Here is a 20,369-nt window from a genome sequence, read left to right on the forward strand (position 1 = left end):
CAAACCTCAACAACTTTTTAGTACATAAGATTCCACTAAAAATATTTACCTTTGCATTTTGCTAAAAATGGCAATATTACTTTTCAAATTCATTTAAATACTCTCTGGATGATCCACTTTTTTGGGAATGTAAAACAAACTCTTTTTGCTGTCCAAACTACCGCCGAACTTTCTCCTACTTCTATTCAAAAATTAGAATGGCTTTTTGGTAATCAGCCTAAACTAGAGGAATCCGTTGTTACGGATTTTTTTATTGGGCCCAGAACCAGCATGGTGACACCTTGGAGCACTAATGCGGTAGAGATCACTCAAAATATGGGTATTTCAGGAATTATTCGAATTGAGGAATTCACGCATGTTAATGAGGATTTCATCAACTTCGACCCTATGCTTTCCCAAAAGTTCAGTGTGTTGGATCAAGACCTCTTTACCATAAAGATCCAGCCCGAACCTATTAAAGAGATCGATGACATAGCTGCTTATAATGCACAAGAGGGATTGGCTCTCAATACTGAAGAAATCGAATATTTGGAAGCACTTTCAGAAAAACTGAACCGCAAACTTACCGATAGCGAAGTGTTTGGCTTTAGCCAGGTGAACAGCGAGCATTGCCGTCATAAGATATTCAACGGCACCTTCGAGATCGATGGACGGGAAATGCCTTCTTCTCTTTTCAGGCTTATAAAAAAAACATCCCAAGAACATCCAAACGATATCGTATCGGCTTATAAGGACAATGTGGCCTTCATCAAAGGGCCAAAAGCAACCCAGTTCGCACCTAAAAGTGCGGATAAACCGGATTATTACCAACACACGGAGTTCGACAGTGTCATCTCTTTAAAAGCCGAAACCCATAATTTCCCAACCACCGTAGAACCCTTTAATGGAGCAGCAACCGGTAGTGGCGGGGAGATCCGTGACCGACTGGCAGGAGGAAAAGGTTCTTTACCCCTAGCGGGAACGGCTGTTTATATGACCTCATATTCAAGATTAGAAGCCAATCGCCCTTGGGAAAAAGCTGTAAAGGAACGCGAATGGTTGTATCAAACACCCTTAGATATTTTAATTAAAGCAAGTAATGGAGCTTCCGATTTCGGAAATAAATTCGGACAACCTCTTATCGCAGGTTCTGTGCTTACATTTGAACATAAAGAAGATGCCCGTACCCTCGGCTTCGACAAAGTGATTATGATGGCTGGTGGAATTGGCTATGGAAAAGCAGACCAAGCGATCAAAGAAACTCCAAAGACGGGAGATCAAGTGGTGATCCTTGGAGGGGAGAACTATCGTATTGGAATGGGGGGAGCTGCGGTTTCTTCGGCAGATACAGGCGAATTTTCTAGCGGTATAGAACTCAATGCCATACAACGCTCCAATCCTGAAATGCAAAAAAGAGCTGCCAACGCCATTCGGGGTATGGTGGAAAGTGAGAAAAATCCCATTGTCTCCATTCATGATCACGGCGCAGGAGGACATCTTAACTGTTTGAGTGAACTCGTGGAAGAAACAGGTGGAAAGATAGATCTTGATAAATTACCGGTGGGGGACCCTACTCTTTCAGCAAAAGAAATCATAGGGAACGAATCACAAGAGCGTATGGGTCTTGTAATTGGTAAAGAATATATTGAAACCCTGCAACGGGTGGCCGCACGAGAACGCTCTCCCATGTACCAAGTGGGGGAAGTTACAGGCGATCACCGATTTACTTTTGAAAGTGCTAGTACTGGTGTAAAACCTATGGATTTTGAACTTGCCGATATGTTTGGAAGTTCCCCTAAAACGATCCTAAAAGACAAACGTATCGCAAGGTATTACCAAGATCCGTCATACGATCTACAAAACATACAAGACTATGTTCACCAGGTGCTTCAGTTGGAAGCCGTAGCTTGTAAGGATTGGCTCACGAACAAGGTAGACCGATGCGTGACGGGTCGTGTTGCGAAACAACAATGTGCAGGCCCTTTGCAATTACCTTTGAACAATTGCGGTGTTATGGCCTTAGATTATAATGGTAAAGAAGGTGTTGCCACCTCCATTGGGCACTCTCCTATTAGCGGATTGGTGGATCCGGTGGCAGGATCTAGAAATTCTATTACCGAAGCACTTACAAACATCGTTTGGGCGCCTCTGGAGAAGGGATTAAAAAGTGTTTCTTTATCTGCCAACTGGATGTGGCCTTGTAACAACCCCGGTGAAGACGCGAGGTTATACGAAGCCGTACAAGGAGTGAGTGGTTTTGCCATCGACCTCGGAATTAACGTTCCTACGGGTAAAGACTCCCTGTCCATGAAACAAAAATACAAGAATGAAGAAGTGATCGCTCCGGGGACGGTCATTATTTCGGCGGCAGGACATTGTCAAGATATCAAGAAGGTCGTCGAGCCGGTCCTTCAAAAAAAGGGCGGTAGTATCTATTACATCAACATATCGCAGGATAGCTTTAAACTGGGGGGATCGTCCTTTGGCCAAATACGGAATGCTGTGGGAACCGAAGTTCCTACCGTAAAGAATGCTTCTTACGTTAAAAATGTGTTCAACACCTTACAGCAACTAATCATGGAGGACCAGATCCTGGCGGGTCATGATGTTGCCTCGGGCGGATTGATCACAACCTTGCTCGAAATGTGTTTTGCCGACCAAGACCTGGGTGCGAACCTCGATCTTACAGGTTTAGGGGAAAATGACCTTATAAAGGTCTTGTTTGCTGAAAACTGTGGTGTAGTGATACAGGCTTCGGAAGATGAAACACTCGAAAGAATCCTTTCAGAAAAGCATATTGAAGTGGTAAAACTTGGAAGTGTTTCTGAAACGGAAGTCCTTCAGCTGAAGCATCCGCAACAGAACATACAGTTCAGTATTCCAGAAATACGCGATGTCTGGTACCGAACTTCCTATTTGCTGGATCGACGACAAAGCGGTCCGGAAAACGCAAAGGAACGATTTGACAATTATAAGAACCAACCCCTCTCGTTCACCTTTCCGAAGCAATTTTCAGGAACGCTGCCTGCTATTCCGGAAAACAAACCAAGAATAAAAGCAGCCGTGATTCGGGAAAAAGGAAGCAACAGTGAGCGGGAAATGGCAAGTGCCTTATACCTGGCAGGTTTTGATGTAAAGGATGTACACATGACCGACCTTATAGAAGGACGTGAAACTCTGGAAGACATCAAATTCATGGCGGCTGTAGGAGGGTTCTCGAACAGCGATGTTCTGGGAAGTGCCAAAGGATGGGCCGGAGCTTTCTTGTACAACGAAAAGGCAAACAAAGCGCTAAAAGATTTCTTTGCCAAGGATGACACCCTTTCCATAGGTGTTTGTAATGGTTGTCAATTGTTCGTGGAATTAGGGCTCCTTACTCCTAATGACACTGAAAAACCAAAGATGTTGCACAATGATACCGGCAAGTTTGAATGTAATTTTACTTCTGTAACCATTCAGAAGAACAATTCGGTCATGCTCTCTTCGCTGGAAGGCAGCACCCTGGGTATCTGGGCAGCTCACGGTGAAGGGAAGTTTAGTTTTCCAAAGGAAGAATCGCACTACAATATTGTTGCAAAATATGGTTATGAAGGTATGCCCGCCAATCCTAATGGCAGTGATTACAACACAGCGATGATGACAGACGCCACAGGCAGACACTTGGTCATGATGCCGCATTTAGAGCGTTCTACGTTCCCGTGGAATTGGCCTTATTATCCTAAGGATCGAAGAGACGAGGTTTCTCCTTGGATTGAGGCTTTTGTGAACGCACGTTTGTGGCTTGAAAAACAATAGACCTATTTTTAGGAACAGCCGATTACGATAATCTTTATCGGCTTTTTGGTTTTAATAGGTTGTGTGTATGTAAATTGTCAATTCAAACCTACCGATTGTCAATTGGTTTATTTATAAGAATGACATCTCTTCTAGTTTCGTGGTGTAAATTTTAAACAATCCATCATGAAAACATGTATTACACCTTTGATACTCTTCCTTTTTACCGTTACTGTTTCACTTGGAAGTGTAAAATTAATCGCGCAGCCTGTCAATGACCACATCACAGATGCCATAAATCTTGGCGAAGGACCGCTACCCTTTAAAAAAGAAGATTTTTTTGAAGGTATGCAACAGATATCAAAATAAATAAACGTTCTTTATAAGGAATAAAACCAAATGGAAATTTAATCAAATGTTTGGTTAAACACTACTTATATGTACCCCAATCTTTATGAGCCAAGAGATTGACAAACTCCACCTTGTATGGGAGCAGTCTCAAAAGACAGCCGGCGAAAATACCGCTTTGCCACAGATTAATTTTGAAAAAATAATTGGCTCCCTAATTAGCACCGGACCCTTTTATTATTATGTGATCGATTTTTACGATATGTCTCTGTCTAACGTAAGCGAGGCGATAGAAGAAATACACGGCTTCGATCCAAAAACTGTAACTTTTAATGATATTCTTGATACCATTCACCCGGATGACATGGATTTTGTTGCAAAGGCCGAAGCAGCTAATATTGAGTTTCTATTCAAGACATTGGGGGTTGATAAAGTCTTACAGTATAAATCCTGCTTTTCGTTTCGAAGTAAAATGAAAAACGGTGAATATGCACTGTTAAATCATCAGGCCCTGATTTTAACGCTGGACGAAAATGGAGGGTTTGGAAAATCATTGAACATACACACACGAATAGATCATTTGGCTAAAAAAAATACAGGTCAGTTTTCACTTATCGGTTTAAATAATTTGCCTTCTTATATGAATATCGCTGTCAATCAGTCAAAGGCTGCCATCGAATTCTCCAAAAGAGAGTTGGATATTTTACGACTTATAGCCGAAGGAAATACCACAAACGAAATTGCCTCCCAACTTTATATCAGTCCGCTAACGGTAAAAAAACACCGCACTAATATTCTAAACAAGTCCAATTGTAAAAATACTTCTCAATTAATTAAAGAAAGTATACTCTCCGGGTTGCTATAAATAGTACCGAAAAATACTCCTTTGTAGGTATTGCTTGAACTATAAAATACCGTTTTATTTGTTTCATTGTTCACTGCATTAAAGCCTTTATAGCTCGTCAGTCAAAATTACGATGAAAAGAAAATCGTTATATCCTGCGTTAATTCGTCAAAAGATAAATGCCTGGGTTCCATACACACTTCTTATAAGTTTCTTTATCACTAACACAATAGCAGCTCAAAAGATCGAGCAATTCTCCGGGCAATGGCAACTACAGAAAATAGAATTCAAAAAAAAAGTCGCTCAAAATTCTGAAGCTAGCGAAGGAAAACTAATCGATATTTTTAAAACTGCATTATATGATCAGCTTTCAGAGGGGCAAAAATTAAATGTAGACGAATTAGAACGCACCAATGCTGAAGCAGAATTACTGTTGGATAAGTTTTTTCAGACAACAATTGAGTTTAAAGACTCCGGCGCCTTTTACAATACTTCACGAAATCCGGATAAATCTCTTTCCGGGGAATACTTATTGGACAAAAAAAAGCTACATATGGAATGGGAGACAGCAGAAAAAAACAGCTTCAAAGTAAAAAAGAACTCCAATTCGGAGCTTGTTGTAAAAGATCTCAAATTGAAAATCACTTATTATTATTTAAAAACTATAACCCGGTAAGCTATGAAAAAACTTATGCTTTTATTACTTGTTAGTTTATTTACCTCATTTACTTATGGACAAACAATCCTCGATAAAATTAAAGCCCAAGCAATAGAAAACGGGTTAAAACACATCCATGATGTCGAATTTGAGTTGCAGGAAGACGGACTGGGTTCATCGTTTATTACACTTGCACCGGGAGATTATAAAATTTTTGGTATGGGAGGATTTTCAGAAGTAAAGGATATTGATTTATTTATCTATAACTATAATACCGATGAATTAATCGCAAAAGAAAATACTGAAATAGATGGAATCACTATCCTGAACATCACCTTAGAAGAGGCGACCAGAGTTTGGATTAAAGTCTATAACAGAAAAAGCTCGCCTGAATTGGAATACTATGAGTGTTATCTTTTGATCACGAAATTTTAGCACAGCGGTTTAAAATAAATAAATCATGAAAAGAGCCATTACAATCTGTCTGTTTATTGTCACAACATTTACACTAACAAGTTTGGCTAAAAGCGAACTGCCATTAAATGATTATCCACCAATTCAGTCGTTTCTGGAAAAATTTACCAAGGTTATGTACGGTGGTGATCTTATGGTAATTTCACAAAAGGTTTCCAGCCAATCTTTTGTATACAAAACAGATTGGAAGGGTATTCAAACTGAAGAAACCTATTCTGAAATTAATTGGGATCATTTTGAACTTTACACAAAAATTGTTGACGAACAATATGTATCTTGTGAATTCAGATTTTCAAAAGACATAACATACAATTATATCGATGATGAACAGATAGAAGAAAGTAATGAAGTGAATTCATTTACCTGCTTTATTCTTTTAGAAGATAAGGAAGAATTTTTGAAAATTGTTAGGGATTGGAAGAATACAAGACACTAAATTTACAATGAATATGAAGACAAAAAAGCGATATACAAGTTACTATCTATACCTATTGTTGTTTTTTTCGAGCACCATATTACTAGCTCAAAACCAAGCAACCTTTAAAGAACATATATTTCCCGAAGGCATTAATAAAGAAATCTATTTTGGGATGCCATTAAGTGAATTTGAACAAATCATTAAAAGTGTAGAGCTTGTTGAAGAAAATTCTTTCAGAATAGTTTTTCTCGAAAACTTAACTACATCAGAAATTCAAAAAATTGTTTATTATTTCGATTTAGATGGAGAGAAGCCATTATATGAGATTATTATTACCTACTCAACCCAACAACAACCAGTGTATAAAGCACACGCTCTTTTCGGTCAACCAAATTTTAATCAAACAGAATGGAGGGTTCGCACGAATAAACATAAAATTTGGAGCTGGGTATTTAAAGAAAAACTCGTGATTGTAGCCAAGATTCCTGAAACAGAATGGAGTCCTGAGTGGGATAATTAATAATCTTATATACTTTATATTAAAAAATAGATGACTCCTGTGAATGAAAAAAGCCTCTCTAAGGAAGAAAAAAAATTCTGGCAAAGGCATTTTCGAATCGAAAAACTCGAAGACATTCAAAAAGAATGGCAAATTATTGGCGGCTATGGATTTGGGGATTATCAAACCAACGAATATTTTTACTTTATAAGCCTACGCGTTCCTGTAGTTCATGAAATTATTTTAAAAGAATCCTATGTTACAGATGAAGGTGTAAAACACATGACCGGTTTCAAAGAATTAACGTTACTCTACTTGCGAAAACACAAAGAAATCACCAAAACAAGCATTCCGTATTTTAATGCGATGAAATCATTGGAAAGTTTAAACATCACATTAACAAGTATTTCATTAACCGATGTATATGAGCTTTTAGATAATAAAAGCCTTAAAGAAGTATTTTTATCTTCAGAGGAAAATGAAGAAAACATTCTTGAGAAAGCTTTTACCCTCAAAGAACGTATGCCAAACTGTAACATCTATTTGGATACTTGCTTTACAACAGAAGACAGTGGAGAGCCCATCGATCCTATTTTCTAGAAGTTGTCTTGCTATATTACCAGTTTCATATATTGAAAGTAAAAATCATGAAATGATTTAGTTTTCAAAAAATACTCCTTTTGGGGTATTGCTTTAGCCCTGCGATTCCTATTGATTTGTTACACACTTTTGTAAGAAATACCCACTAAAATTAAAAAATGAAAAATTACATATATAACTACCTGCTCCTTTTGTTGCTTATGTTTGGTTTCTTACCTATGCTAGCGCAATCTCACAATCTCTCCGGAGTGATGTCTGAATGCAGATTCGTTAAAAAGGCGGCTAATTTTAATGCTGAAGGGGCCACACCATGTCCTGCTTGTATTGAGTTAGGCAAGAAAGACAAAGAAGCAAAAAAGAGTGAAGACATACGACGTCTTACCGAAAACAAAGCAAAACAACTGGCAGCAGCGGAAGCACTCGCTGTTTCTGAAGCCAATAGAATTAAAAAGGAAGAGGCTGAAGCAAAAGCTGTACAAGAAATCGCCCTAAAAAAAGATACCGAAATAAAAGAAAAAATAGTGGTAGCGCAGAATAAAGGAGGAACCACCGAACTTATAAATGTTTTGGTTGAAGGAGATAGAGGAGATCAAAAGATAGTTCGCTTTAAGGTACCCTCAGGGGTGTCATTTATGGAGGTCATCTTACAGGAAGGTGGCATAGGTTCTAAAAATAGTGCCGATCTTTTTGTTCGACGTACAATAAATCCAACGGTCTCATTTAAGCAATACTCGCATTATACATGGGAAGCCGATTGTGCAAGTACTAATTTAAATCGAGCACAAGAATTATGCACATTTACAAATCCGGAACCGGGTGAATGGGTAGTTTTGGTCGGTTGCATTGATAATTGCAATTATTTTAGTTCGAATCTGGTTGTTAAAATAACCCAATAATCAAAACCTATAGTACTTCAAATATGAAACAACTCACAACCCTCTCGTTATATTTTATTTTTGTGCTTACAGCCTGCGCACAAGCTGTGGATTACGAAAAGTTGGATTCAATAACAGCCAATATCAGTCAAATGCAGCGATCTGCTACTAATTTCGGATTTGTTGAAAACGATAAAATATACAGTTTGGGTTTTCCGGACGATAACTTCCACCTGTATGTCCACAACCTTTTGGCAACCCATGCGGTATATAAAACCAATAACGGTAAAGCGTTGTTATATCTTTCTGAAAAGATCGATATCACCAAAGCAAATCACATTGTGTACGGGAATTTAACTCCGGAATTATTGTATACACGTCTTTATTTTCCGGACGACCACATAAAAACCAAGGTCTATGAAAATGGTGAAATTGTAGATTTTTTACACCCGAAATACATTGAATTCTATAAATCGGTTGAAAATAATATAAGTGCGGTATCAAATATCACCGCCTTATATGGACTATTACAAAAGGCTTCAGGAAAAATTACAGAAGAAATATTGGTACAGGAACGGAAAGATTGGGACCAACTTACAATGACAGCTTATCAAGAAAAATATCCCAATTGGATACAAATAATAGAGGGAAAACCACAAAAGGTAAAAGCAGAAACCGTGGTTTCAAATCCTGCCAACGATGAGAACTTTATGGATTTTATGTATTTTAAAAATTACCGCCTAGGACTTACCGAAGACGAAGTAAAGAAAACCTATCCGGCATTTAAGAGAGTATATAAAACTAAAAATGAAACGGATGGTACCTTCGATTATTCCATTGCAAGAAAGGATAATGTATATCAGGGAGATCTAATTGGTTTCTACATTAAAAACAACAGAACAATCGGTTATTATGCGACGATCTTTGGCGTTTTCGACAGAATCATCTATACCGATGAAACTGCTTTGGTCAAAGTGAATGAGATAAAAAATGAATTAATTGCCAAACTGGGTTTTGAGCCTGCCGAGAAAATAACCGAAACGCCAACCGCGGGTTATATTTCAAATACGATGACAACCTATGTTTGGGAAAAAAATGATAAAATCATTGCGCTTAACTATTCAAAATTAGTAAATGCTGCGGGAGGAGACTACTTCTATTTCATGATAAGCTCGATAGATCAAAATCTGGCGCGTTAGCAATTGACTGCAAAATGGCTGATAACTAAGATTTGTCAAATGCTACTAAACCTTATTAGTTTTCATTATCTTGTGCTCTCCAAATCGCACAAACATCTCCAATTAATGAAAAAATTAGCATTTCTATTATTGCTTATTGCTACAGTAAGCTTCTCTCAAAACTTTCAGGAAATACACCATCGCGCGAAGATTAACTATAGTTCTATGGAAGACCTCTCCCGCTTAAGTGCTCTGGGCATCCCTATTGAACATGGAACTCACAAAAAGGGGTTTTATATTATTTCAGATTTCTCGCGTACCGAACTGTCAGTAGCGCGTAATGCCGGATTTACCGTCGATGTCCTCATTGAAGATGTAGCGGCTTATTTTTTGCAACGAAATGCCAATACTGAAGCTCCTCAAAAGAACCCTGGCTGCGAAGGGAACGGAACGATCGACTACACAACCCCGGCAAATTTTGAATTGGGCAGTATGGGAGGGTATTTAACCTATCAGGAGCTGTTGGACGAACTGGATGCCATGAAAGCACTATATCCAAATCTAATTACTGCGAAAGCGAATATCAGTACTTTTTTAACCGAAGGACAACCCGATGCTTCTACGACTCCATCCATTGGAGGAAACGGTATCAAGTGGGTTAAAATTAGTGACAATCCGGACAGCACTTCCGAAGGAGAACCCCAAATATTATACACTGCAATTCACCATGCACGCGAACCCGCTTCGCTCTCTCAGCTGGTCTTTTTTATGTGGTATTTGTTGGAAAATTATAACAGTGATCCCGAAATACAAAGTATACTAAACAACACCGAACTGTATTTTGTTCCCGTGATCAACCCGGATGGATATCTCTATAACGAAAAGACCAATCCGAACGGTGGTGGACTATGGCGTAAGAACCGCAAAAACAGCACAGGAACAGACCTCAACAGAAATTACGATTATTATATCAACGGAAATCCAAACAATGGTATTTGGGGTGGCGAAGGGGCTTCGTCAAATCCCAATAGTGAGACCTATCACGGACCTTCTCCTTTTTCTGAAGTGGAAACGCAGGCGATGAAATGGTTTGTGGAAAATCATGATTTTGTGATGGCCTTCAACAATCACACTTCCGGCGACTTATTATTGTATCCTTATGGTTATACAGCAAATGCCCCTACCCCTGAAGATGCTCTGTTTAAAGGTATTTCAGAAGAACTGGTCTCACAAAACGGGTTTAACAACATCCTGTCTTCCGAACTGTACCCGGCTTCCGGAGACAGTGATGACTTTATGTATGGAACCGTGGGTACCCACGATAAGATATACGCTTTCACTCCCGAAATAGGACCGGAATTCTGGCCGCCTTCAAACCAGATCGTGAGTATTTCGAAAGGAATGATGTATCACAACATCACCGCGGCCAAGATGGTGAATAACTTTGCGACTGTAAAAGATACGGCTCCATTGTTTACCGGATCCAATGTGAGCGTGGATGCAGATTTTTCTATCAAGCGTCTAGGCGTAGCGGGATCGGGTTCCTTTACGGTGAGACTTAATCCCATTTCTGCAAATATTATAGCGAATAGCAGCCCAGTAAGTTTCAATTCTTTGGATGTGCTTCAACAAGAAACAGGCAGTATACAATTCACCTTGGCCGGCAGTACTCAGCCCGGCGACGTGGTGGTCTACGAACTTATAGTGAATAACGGAAGTTTCGACAGTACTAGAACCGTCACCAGAATTGCAGGAAATACAGCTGTCGTATTTCAGGATCCCGGTGATAGTGTTACAGAGAATTTTACGAATAATGGATGGGGCACTACTTCTTCAACTTTTGTATCTCCTTCCAGTTCAATTACAGATTCCCCTTCCGGGAACTATTCGGCGAATGCCAATAAGACCATTTCCCTGAGTTCTCCTATCGATCTTACGACCGCCATAGGAGCGAATGTGACCTTTTATGCTACCTGGGAGATCGAGAACGATTATGATTATGTTCAGTTTGAGGTTTCCACTAATAATAGTAACAGCTGGATCCCTCAGTGTGGAAAATTTACCAATCCCGGCAGTACCAATAATGCCCAGCCAACCGGAGAACCTTTATACGATGGAAATCAGCCGGAATGGGTGCTGGAAGAAATTAATTTAAGCGATTATCTAGGCGAAACTATTTTAGTTCGATTCCAGTTTCGGTCTGACAATGGATTACAACAGGATGGTTTCTATTTTGACGACCTTACGATAAATATCCTTGAAGAAGGGGTATTGGGAACCAATGATCTTTCAAAAGACACTTTTAGCGTGTATCCAAATCCGGTAAATGAAGAATTTACCATCGGCACCACGGCGAGCGATTACGCTGTGGAAATATATACCTTACAGGGACAACTGGTGATGCGGTCACATCATCTTTCGGGATTACAAACAATCGATTCAGGAAGTTTTGCTTCGGGATTATATCTTCTGAAGATTACTTCGGAAACAGCTACCCAAACAGTAAAGATCCTTAAGGAATAATACTAAAAGCAGCTTAACAGCACTATAAACCACGGTCTTTGCCGTGGTTTTTTTATTTCAGAAAAACTGAATAATTTTTCATAATTTGCAATTTCACAATTGAATCAACCATGACAGATCCAAAACGCCTATTTGACTTCCCTTATTATCAGCTAGAGAAATATCCTCAGGAAGCATCCTTAGTTAGTAAAGTAAACGGAACTTGGGTAGCTACGTCTACCCAAGAATATATAGATAAAGCAAAAGCTATAAGCCGGGGCCTCATGCGACTGGGAGTACAACCCAACGACAAAGTGGCGCTCATTTCCATGACCAATCGCACCGAATGGAATATTTGTGATATCGGCATATTACAAACAGGAGCACAAGATGTGCCCATATATCCTACGGTAAGTGAAGATGATTACGAATATGTATTAAATCACAGCGAGTCGGTATACTGCTTTGTTTCTTGTGCCGAGGTCTATGCCAAAATAGCTAAGATCAAGAACAACGTCCCTTCTTTAAAAGGAGTTTACAGTTTCGACGAACTTGACAACTGTCCCAATTGGAGCGAAGTCCTTTCCTTGGGAGAAGACACCTCAAATCAAAGTGAACTCGATGCTAGAATGGAAGCCATCAAAGAAGATGATCTAGCTACTCTTATATACACCTCAGGAACTACAGGTCGTCCTAAAGGGGTGATGCTCTCTCACAAGAATATTTCGAGCAACGCCAAGAACAGCGAAAAACGACTTCCTATTGAATTTGGAAAATCGAAAGCGCTCAGTTTCCTGCCGGTGTGCCATATCTATGAGCGTATGTTGTTATATATGTATCAATACTGTGGGGTGAGCATCCATTTTGCTGAAAGTCTTGAAACCATTAGTGACAATCTAAAGGAAATCAAACCTCACGTAATGACGGCGGTTCCTCGATTGCTGGAAAAGGTATACGACAAGATCATTGCGAAAGGGTCTGATCTTACAGGCGTAAAGAAAAATTTATTCTTCTGGGCGGTGGATCTAGGCCTTCAATGGGAGCCCTACGGAAAGAATGGTTGGTGGTATGAAACTAAACTAAAATTGGCTCGTAAACTAATCTTCAGCAAATGGCAGGAAGCGCTTGGAGGCAATTTGGAAGCGATCGCATCGGGTAGTGCAGCACTGCAACCACGCTTGGCGCGTGTCTTCAATGCAGCGGGAATTCCGGTCATGGAAGGGTATGGTCTTACGGAAACTTCACCGGTATTGACGGTAAACGATATGCGTAACGGTGGATTTAAGATAGGTACCGTTGGGAAACCACTTGCCGATACCGAAATAAAGATCGCAGACGATGGTGAGATCCTTGCCAAAGGACCCCAGGTCATGATGGGCTATTACAAAGATCCCGAACAGACCGCCCAGGTACTTAAAAACGGCTATTTCCATACAGGAGATATTGGTGAGATCGACAGTGATGGTTTCCTGAAGATCACCGATAGAAAAAAAGAGATGTTCAAAACCAGTGGTGGTAAATATGTGGCACCTCAACTTATTGAAAATGCCATGAAACAATCTAGGTTTATCGATCAGATTATGGTAATTGGAGAGGGAGAAAGAATGCCGGCAGCTCTCATTCAACCTAACTGGGAGTTTGTTTCAGACTGGAACAAACGGAAAGGGAAAAACTTATCTTCAGATCCTAAAGAACTGGTGCAGGACGAAACTCTTATCGCACGTATTCAAAAAGAGGTTGATTTTTACAATGAACGCTTCGGAAAGTGGGAAAAGATAAAGAAATTCGAACTTACTCCGGATGTATGGAGTATTGAAGATGGACACCTCACTCCTACCATGAAAATGAAACGGAAAGTGATCAAAGAAAAATATATGGACCTGTATAAAAAGATCTATGAGCAGGAATAAAGATACTATGAAACAGAAAAAAAAAAGAGCCTTCACCAAAAGGCTCTTTTTTTTTAGTGTATTCACCATAGAAGCTTCAAATACGGTAATAAGCGTGTTGATTGATTTTGTCGTAAAAACCTAATAGTAAGCACTCTACCTTCCAAACTATAAATTTTTTCTTACAAACAGAAAATTTCTCCTTATTTGTTATGCATGCATAACAATATTTTGTATATTTGAGATTCAATTGTTTTGTATGAAGGAAAAGACCATTGACTACATACTTCGTTCCACTTGGATGAGTATTCAGAAAATGTATAACGAAGAAGCCGGGAAAAAAGGGAGTACCATGGCTACAGGGTTTGCGCTAATAAGCATTGATCCCGAAGAAGGAACAGCTTCTACAGCCTTAGGCCCAAAGATGGGAATGGAATCTACTAGTTTGTCCCGTACCTTAAAGGTTATGGAAGAGAAGGGACTCATTGTTAGAAAACCTAATCCGTTAGACGGAAGAGGAGTTATTGTTCACCTCACTCCCTTCGGAAAAGAGATGCGGGAATTCTCCAAGAGTGTGGTGTTTCGGTTTGATGAGGCCATAAAAGAATCCGTTTCCGAAGAAGACCTGCAAACTTTCAAGGATGTTGCACACACTATTGTGGAGCTCATTAACAATAAAAAGATTTATTCTAAAGAAAAAATTTAGTATATCATGTCAAAAAGAAGAATTAATAAAGTAGCGGTTATCGGTTCCGGGATCATGGGAAGCGGGATCGCTTGTCATTTCGCAAATATTGGAGTGGAAGTGCTCCTACTCGATATCATACCACGCGAACTTACAGATAAAGAACAGGCAAAAGGGCTTACGTTGGATGATAAGGTGGTTCGCAACAGATTGGTCAATGAAGCTTTGGCATCTGCCATAAAATCGAAACCGGCACCTTTGTATCATAAGGATTTTGCCCATCGTATTACGACCGGAAATATGGAGGATGATATTGCTAAGGTAAAAGAGGCAGATTGGATCATTGAAGTGGTGGTAGAACGTCTGGACATCAAAAAACAAGTGTTCGAAAAGCTGGAAAAACACAGAACTCCCGGTACGTTGATCACATCAAATACGTCAGGTATTCCTATCGCATTTATGAGCGAAGGCCGCAGCGACGATTTTCAGAAACATTTTTGCGGAACACATTTCTTTAATCCGCCACGATACTTAAAACTTTTTGAGATCATACCCGGTCCCAAAACTTCCAACGAAGTGCTTGATTTCCTCAATGGCTACGGCGAGAAGTTCCTAGGAAAGACTTCTGTAATTGCAAAGGACACTCCGGCATTTATAGGGAACCGCATTGGTATCTTCGGGATACAAAGTTTGTTCCATCTTGTAAAGGATATGGGCTTAACTATTGAAGAAGTTGATAAACTGACAGGACCTGTGATAGGGAGACCTAAATCAGCTACCTTCCGAACCGTGGATGTCGTAGGACTAGACACTTTAGTGCATGTTGCCAATGGCATCTATGAGAATGTCCCCGAAGATGAAGAGCACGAAGTATTTGAATTGCCTAACTTCATCAATACCATGATGGATAATAACTGGCTGGGAAGCAAGACGGGTCAAGGTTTCTATAAAAAGGTGAAAAAAGAGGATGGCAGTAGCGAGATCTTAGGCATGGATCTCGAAACCATGGAATACCGATCCGGAAAAAAGGCCTCCTTCCCTACCCTCGAACTTACTAAATCTGTGGATAAAGTGGTTGACCGCTTCCCTATCCTCATCGATGGTAAGGACAAAGCTGGTGAGTTCTACCGCAAAAACTTTGGGGGGATGTTTGCCTATGTTTCAAAACGTATTCCAGAGATCACAGACGAACTCTACAAGATCGACGATGCTATGAAAGCCGGCTTTGGCTGGGAAAATGGCCCGTATGAGATCTGGGACGCCGTAGGTGTTAAAAAAGGAATTGAACTAATTAAAGCTATTGGCAAAGAACCCGCAGCCTGGGTACAGGAAATGCTCGACGCAGGTATCGATTCGTTCTATACAGTAAAAGAGGGTGCTTCCTACTACTACGATATTCCTAAAAAGAAACATGTTAAAGTACCCGGTCAAGATGCGTTTATCATTCTGGACAACATCCGAAAATCGGCTGAGGTCTTTAAAAACAGTGGCGTTGTCGTCGAAGACCTGGGCGACGGAATCCTGAACGTGGAATTCCAAAGCAAGATGAACAGCATTGGAGGTGATGTGTTGGCAGGACTTAATAAGGCTATTGATATTGCTGAAAAGGATTTCGACGGACTGGTTGTTGGAAATCAGGGAACCAATTTCTCTGTGGGAGCCAATATTGGAATGATCTTTATGATGGCTGTCGAACAGGAATATGACGAATTGAATGCAGCGGTAAAATATTTTCAGGATAGCTGTATGCGTTTACGCTACTCTTCTATCCCAACCGTTGTCGCCCCACACGGTATGACTTTAGGCGGAGGCTGTGAGATGACCCTGCATGCCGACCGTGTTGTTGCTGCTGCAGAGAGCTATATTGGCCTTGTGGAATTTGGAGTTGGTGTCATTCCCGGCGGCGGTGGATCGAAAGAAATGGCACTTCGGGCAAGTGATACGTTTCAGAAGAACGACGTAGAGCTAAACAGGCTTCAGGAGTATTTCCTTACTATAGGAATGGCAAAAGTATCGACGTCGGCCTACGAAGCATACGATACAGGTATCCTTCAGAAAGGAAAAGATATAGTGATCGTCAATAAAGACAGACAGATCGCCGAAGCAAAAGCAGTAGCAAGAATGATGGCAGATCAAGGGTACACCAAACCCGTGAAACGGAAAGATGTAAAAGTATTGGGAAAACAGGCACTGGGTATGTTCCTCGTTGGAACCGACTCCATGGAAGCCGGAAATTACATAAGTGAACACGATAAGAAGATTGCTAACAAGTTGGCCTATGTGATGGCCGGCGGTGATCTTTCTGAACCCACAATGGTAAGCGAACAATACCTTCTTGACCTAGAGCGGGAAGCCTTTTTGTCGCTGGCCGGAGAGAGAAAAACATTGGAACGATTACAACACATGATCCAAAAAGGAAAACCGCTTAGAAATTAGATTATTCCATACTGAAGTTTTTAGATTTCCAAAAAATCCAAAAATGCCAATAATTCAAAATACAAAACAATGAAAACAGCATATATAGTAAAAGCATATAGAACGGCCGTCGGGAAAGCACCGCGAGGACTATTTCGTTTCAAGCGACCGGATGAACTGGCTGCGGAGACCATTGAATACATCATGAAGGAACTCCCGCAATTGGAAAAGACCAGGATCGACGATGTGATGGTTGGGAATGCCATGCCGGAAGCCGAACAGGGGCTCAATATGGCCCGACTTATATCTCTTATGGGGTTGAAGATAGAAGATGTGCCGGGTGTCACGGTGAACAGGTATTGTGCTTCAGGAATCGAGACCATTGCCATGGCCACCGCAAAAATTCAAAGTGGGATGGCCCAATGCATTATCGCAGGTGGTGCCGAAAGCATGAGTTATATCCCCATGGGTGGATATAAGCCTACACCCGATTATGAAGTTGCAAAATCCGGGAATGAGGATTACTACTGGGGAATGGGACTCACTGCGGAAGCAGTCGCCAAGCAATTCAATGTTTCCCGTGAAGATCAGGACCAGTTTGCTTATCAATCCCATCAAAAAGCACTCAACGCTCAAAAGGAAGGTAAATTCGATGACCAGATCGTTCCTATTGAAATAGAACACACCTTCGTGAACGATGCTGGTAAAAAAGAATCCACCAAATATACTGTCTCTAAAGATGAAGGACCGCGAGCAGACACCTCCTTAGAGGTACTTGCCAAGTTACGTCCTGTCTTTGCCGAAGGCGGAAGTGTGACCGCAGGTAATTCCTCGCAAATGAGTGACGGTGCGGCTTTTGTCATGGTCATGAGCGAAGAGATGGTGAAAGAGCTCAATTTAGAACCTATTGCGCGTTTGGTGAACTTTGCCGCTGTCGGGGTAGAACCGCGTATCATGGGTATCGGTCCTGTAAAGGCAATTCCAAAAGCATTAAAACAAGCCGGTTTAGAGCAAAAGGATATTGAGTTGATCGAGTTGAACGAAGCTTTCGCCTCACAATCTCTTGCGGTTATTAGGGAACTAGACCTCAACAAAGAGATCGTCAATGTAAATGGCGGCGCAATTGCCCTAGGGCATCCATTAGGGTGTACGGGAGCTAAACTCTCGGTACAATTATTCGATGAAATGCGAAAACGAAATATGAAAGGTAAATACGGCATGGTAACCATGTGTGTAGGAACCGGACAAGGTGCAGCCGGCATCTACGAGTTTTTGAAATAGAAATTAGTATAAAATATCTCCTTACAACATACAGGGAAATGTTAAAAATATGTCTTTATAACTAATCCCGGAGGAGCACGTAAATAACAGCAATTATGGAAACTGAAACAAAAAATAACAATCTTCTCCGCGGCGGACAATTTTTAGTGAAAGAAACGCCTTGCGAGGCAATTTTCACCCCCGAGGACTTTTCAGAAGAACAAAAAATGATGCGTGACTCGGTGAAAGAATTCGTGGATCGCGAGATTTGGCCGCACAAAGAGCGCTTCGAGCATAAGGATTACGCACTCACCGAGGAGATCATGGAAAAAGCCGGAGAACTGGGGCTCTTGGGTATTGCGGTCCCTGAGGAGTACGGCGGACTGGGAATGGGGTTTGTGACCACAATGTTGGTTTGCGATTACATCTCCGGAGCGACTGGTTCTATCGCCACGGCTTTTGGAGCACACACCGGTATTGGAACCATGCCTATTACCTTGTACGGGACCGAGGAACAACGAAAGAAGTACGTTCCCAAACTCGCTACCGGAGAATGGTTTGGTGCCTATTGCTTGACCGAACCGGGTGCAGGTAGTGACGCCAATAGCGGAAAGACCAAAGCAGTTCTTTCTGAAGACGGGACGCATTATAAGATCAGCGGTCAGAAAATGTGGATCTCCAACGCAGGCTTTTGTAACCTGTTTATTGTCTTTGCACGTATTGAAGACGACAAAAACATTACCGGTTTTATTGTAGAAAATGATTCCAGCAACGGGATTTCTATGGGAGAAGAGGAAAAAAAATTAGGGATTCATTCCTCCTCCACCCGTCAGGTCTTCTTCAACGAAACAAAAGTACCTGTGGAGAATATGCTTTCGGAAAGAGGTAACGGATTTAAGATCGCGATGAATGCCTTGAACGTTGGAAGGATCAAATTGGCTGCGGCAAGTTTGGATGCACAACGCCGTGTAATCACCGAAGCCGTAAAATATGCAAACGAACGGGTACAGTTCAATACACCCATTGCAAAATTTGGTGCGATAAAATTAAAGATCGCAGAAATGGCCACCAACATGTTCGTGAGTGAAAGTGCTACCTACCGTGCCGGAAAGGATATTGAAGACAGGATCGCCATTCGTCAGGCTGAAGGAAACACACATCAGGAAGCAGAATTGAAGGGAGTGGAAGAATACGCCATAGAATGTTCCATTTTAAAAGTGGCAGTATCGGAAGATATCCAGAACTGCGCCGATGAAGGAATCCAGATCTTTGGAGGAATGGGCTTTAGTGCCGACACCCCCATGGAAGCTGCATGGCGTGACGCACGAATCGCAAGGATCTATGAAGGGACCAACGAGATCAATAGAATGCTTGCCGTGGGAATGTTGGTTAAAAAAGCAATGAAAGGTCATGTAGACCTATTGGGCCCTGCTACCGAAGTTGGAAAAGAGCTTACCGGCATCCCATCTTTCGAAACACCGGATTATTCCGAATTGCTTTCCGAAGAAAAAGCCATGATTGCCAAACTCAAGAAGGTTTTTCTTATGGTGGCAGGAAGCGCCGTTCAAAAATACGGCCCCGAACTGGAAGAACACCAACAGATGCTTTTGGCAGCAGCAGATATACTTATTGAGATCTATATGGCAGAAAGCGCCATATTACGTGTAGAGAAAAATGCAAAACGCTTCGGAAAGGATACCTATAAAGAACAGATCGCCATGGCACAACTCTATTTGTATCATGCCGTCGATATTATCGATACCAAGGCGAAAGAGGCCATTATTTCTTTCGCAGAAGGGGACGAACAACGTATGCTCCTTATGGGGCTTAAACGTTTTACCAAATACCAGAACATGCCTAATATAGTAGCATTACGCAATATGATTGCCGAAAAGGTAACGGCGGAGAATAAATATCCGTTCTAAGACTTCAATTTTTTTCATAAATTGAAAATTGGTTAGTTAGTTGAAA

General features: G+C 40.9%; 16 protein-coding genes. All 16 read left to right on the forward strand.

The features are described 5' to 3' along the window. Nucleotides 1-108 precede the first annotated feature (108 nt). Nucleotides 109-3,774 carry a phosphoribosylformylglycinamidine synthase gene (purL, locus tag JS40_RS04290; protein ID WP_034262062.1) on the forward strand — a complete coding sequence of 1,222 codons (3,666 nt, stop codon included), beginning with the start codon at nt 109-111 and terminating at the stop codon, nt 3,772-3,774. Nucleotides 3,775-3,939: 165 nt separating this feature from the next. Further along, nucleotides 3,940-4,122, forward strand: coding sequence for a hypothetical protein (locus JS40_RS04295; RefSeq protein WP_034258647.1), 183 nt, complete (start codon nt 3,940-3,942; stop codon nt 4,120-4,122). A gap of 85 nt (nt 4,123-4,207) precedes the next feature. Beyond that, nucleotides 4,208-4,966 (forward strand): LuxR C-terminal-related transcriptional regulator, encoded by a 759-nt coding sequence (locus JS40_RS04300; protein WP_034258648.1) that lies wholly within the window; start codon nt 4,208-4,210, stop codon nt 4,964-4,966. Nucleotides 4,967-5,078: 112 nt separating this feature from the next. Next, entirely contained in the window at nt 5,079-5,621 is a 543-nt protein-coding gene (locus JS40_RS04305) for a hypothetical protein (RefSeq protein ID WP_034258649.1), read from the forward strand. Between the two features lie 3 nt (nt 5,622-5,624). After that, a complete protein-coding gene (locus JS40_RS04310; RefSeq protein ID WP_034258650.1) occupies nt 5,625-6,038 on the forward strand; it encodes a hypothetical protein in 414 nt (137 codons plus the stop codon). 25 nt (nt 6,039-6,063) lie between these two features. Further along, nucleotides 6,064-6,513 carry a hypothetical protein gene (locus JS40_RS04315; RefSeq protein ID WP_034258651.1) on the forward strand — a complete coding sequence of 150 codons (450 nt, stop codon included), beginning with the start codon at nt 6,064-6,066 and terminating at the stop codon, nt 6,511-6,513. 13 nt (nt 6,514-6,526) lie between these two features. Next, complete coding sequence (locus JS40_RS04320) at nt 6,527-7,015, forward strand: hypothetical protein (protein ID WP_152558131.1); 489 nt, start codon at nt 6,527-6,529, stop codon at nt 7,013-7,015. A 39-nt stretch (nt 7,016-7,054) separates the two neighbouring features. Further along, nucleotides 7,055-7,594: a hypothetical protein gene (locus tag JS40_RS04325; protein ID WP_152558132.1), complete on the forward strand. Its 540-nt coding sequence runs from the start codon at nt 7,055-7,057 to the stop codon at nt 7,592-7,594. A gap of 158 nt (nt 7,595-7,752) precedes the next feature. Next, nucleotides 7,753-8,490 carry a cell envelope integrity protein TolA gene (locus tag JS40_RS04330; RefSeq protein ID WP_034258655.1) on the forward strand — a complete coding sequence of 246 codons (738 nt, stop codon included), beginning with the start codon at nt 7,753-7,755 and terminating at the stop codon, nt 8,488-8,490. Nucleotides 8,491-8,513: 23 nt separating this feature from the next. Next, nucleotides 8,514-9,668 (forward strand): hypothetical protein, encoded by a 1,155-nt coding sequence (locus JS40_RS04335; RefSeq protein WP_034258657.1) that lies wholly within the window; start codon nt 8,514-8,516, stop codon nt 9,666-9,668. A gap of 105 nt (nt 9,669-9,773) precedes the next feature. Next, nucleotides 9,774-12,170: a M14 family metallopeptidase gene (locus JS40_RS04340; RefSeq protein WP_034258658.1), complete on the forward strand. Its 2,397-nt coding sequence runs from the start codon at nt 9,774-9,776 to the stop codon at nt 12,168-12,170. A 110-nt stretch (nt 12,171-12,280) separates the two neighbouring features. Continuing rightward, nucleotides 12,281-14,059, forward strand: coding sequence for an AMP-dependent synthetase/ligase (locus JS40_RS04345; RefSeq protein ID WP_034258659.1), 1,779 nt, complete (start codon nt 12,281-12,283; stop codon nt 14,057-14,059). A gap of 238 nt (nt 14,060-14,297) precedes the next feature. Next, nucleotides 14,298-14,744 carry a MarR family winged helix-turn-helix transcriptional regulator gene (locus JS40_RS04350; RefSeq protein WP_034258660.1) on the forward strand — a complete coding sequence of 149 codons (447 nt, stop codon included), beginning with the start codon at nt 14,298-14,300 and terminating at the stop codon, nt 14,742-14,744. A gap of 6 nt (nt 14,745-14,750) precedes the next feature. Next, nucleotides 14,751-17,159 carry a 3-hydroxyacyl-CoA dehydrogenase/enoyl-CoA hydratase family protein gene (locus JS40_RS04355; RefSeq protein ID WP_034258662.1) on the forward strand — a complete coding sequence of 803 codons (2,409 nt, stop codon included), beginning with the start codon at nt 14,751-14,753 and terminating at the stop codon, nt 17,157-17,159. A gap of 69 nt (nt 17,160-17,228) precedes the next feature. Continuing rightward, complete coding sequence (locus JS40_RS04360) at nt 17,229-18,419, forward strand: acetyl-CoA C-acyltransferase (RefSeq protein WP_034258663.1); 1,191 nt, start codon at nt 17,229-17,231, stop codon at nt 18,417-18,419. Between the two features lie 95 nt (nt 18,420-18,514). Continuing rightward, nucleotides 18,515-20,323: an acyl-CoA dehydrogenase family protein gene (locus JS40_RS04365; protein WP_034258664.1), complete on the forward strand. Its 1,809-nt coding sequence runs from the start codon at nt 18,515-18,517 to the stop codon at nt 20,321-20,323. The last annotated feature ends 46 nt before the right edge of the window (nt 20,324-20,369 follow it).

Source organism: Altibacter lentus, from assembly GCF_000746845.1.
GTDB lineage: Bacteria > Bacteroidota > Bacteroidia > Flavobacteriales > Flavobacteriaceae > Altibacter > Altibacter lentus.